Source organism: Phyllobacterium sp. P5_D12 (assembly GCF_054049495.1).
On record NZ_JBFUMG010000909.1, the window covers coordinates 1 to 1,205 of the forward strand.

Genomic DNA, 1,205 nt, shown 5'->3' on the forward strand with positions numbered 1-1,205 from the left:
GTCGTGCTCGCGTTGCGGCTGACCAGGTGAATGTCGGAAGGGCTTTCGTAGAAGGTGTCTCCCGGTGACAAGGTGACCTCCTTTTCTCCCTTGACCTGCATCACGATCGAGCCCTCGAGGACATAGACGAATGCATTTGCGTCGTGCTTGTGAATTGGTGAAGACCCTCCACCCTCATACACCACCGATATCATCAGGCCCTCCTTTCCGGGATAATTCGGCAGGTCCTTTTGCATGAGGGGCGTGACTTTTGCACCATCTTCAGCAGCAACGGCTGGCAAGGTGCCGAGCACGCAAGCTGAAACCGACACAAACAGCGTTAACAAAGCTGACTTCATTGTCGTAATCCCTTTGGTTGTTGATTCATGTGCGTTCGAAACCTGGGCTAAAGACAGGTTGTTCGATGGTTGGCTCAATTCGGCTGTTGAGAGTGACGGAGCCAATCCTCAAAGCCTACTTTGCCGAGCCGCGCACCGTTGCCGGGCACGATCGACTGATCGTTGAGTTCGGACCCGAAATAACGCGCATGGACATCTGCCTCGACCGTCCGCGGATCGTTGGCCGCTTTCAGATACCGGGCAATGATTTCATTCATGGGAGCGCGCTCGGGRCCCGCAATCTCGATCGTCCCGTTAAGCGGCTTCCCGACGGCTACGTCTGCCATCACGTCGGCAACGTCGTCCGATGCGATGGGCTGGAAGGCCGCAGGAGACAGGCGAGCAACGGTGCCGACGGTTGCTTCATCGGCAATGCCCTTCAGAAATTCCATAAACTGGGTGGAATGAACGATTGTGTATGGAATGGGCGATTCCTTGATGAGCCTCTCCTGGGCAAGTTTAGCTCTGAAGTAGCCATTTTCCGGCAGTCGCTCCGTTCCCWCGATAGAAAGGGCAATGTGGTGCTTTACACCAGCCTTGGCTTCTGCGGCGAGCAGATTGCGGCCCGATGTTTCGAAGAATTCGAGCACAGCCTTGTCTTCCCACGAAGGCGCATTTGCAAGGTCAACAACCACCTCGGCGCCGACCAGCGCATCCGCCAGGCCTTCGCCGGTGATGGTGTTGACACCGGTGTTTGGCGATACGGCGAGAACCTCGTGGCCTTTATTGCGCAGACGTACGGCGGTCTTGGATCCGATGAGCCCGGTTCCACCGATAATAACAATTTTCATAACTTATCTCCTCGTTGTGGCCTTTGAGGCTAGTGAC

The 1,205-nt window shown here is 55.7% G+C and carries 2 protein-coding genes; both read right to left on the reverse strand.

The window, feature by feature from the left end:
* Positions 1 to 338, reverse strand: a 338-nt coding sequence (locus ACXJ5O_RS27530) for a cupin domain-containing protein (RefSeq protein ID WP_457302682.1), incomplete at its 3' end; no start/stop codon positions are given.
* 74 nt (positions 339 to 412) lie between these two features.
* On the reverse strand, positions 413 to 1,168 hold the full coding sequence (locus ACXJ5O_RS27535) for an SDR family oxidoreductase (protein ID WP_457302683.1): 756 nt from the start codon (positions 1,166 to 1,168) through the stop codon (positions 413 to 415).
* Between the last annotated feature and the right edge of the window lie 37 nt (positions 1,169 to 1,205).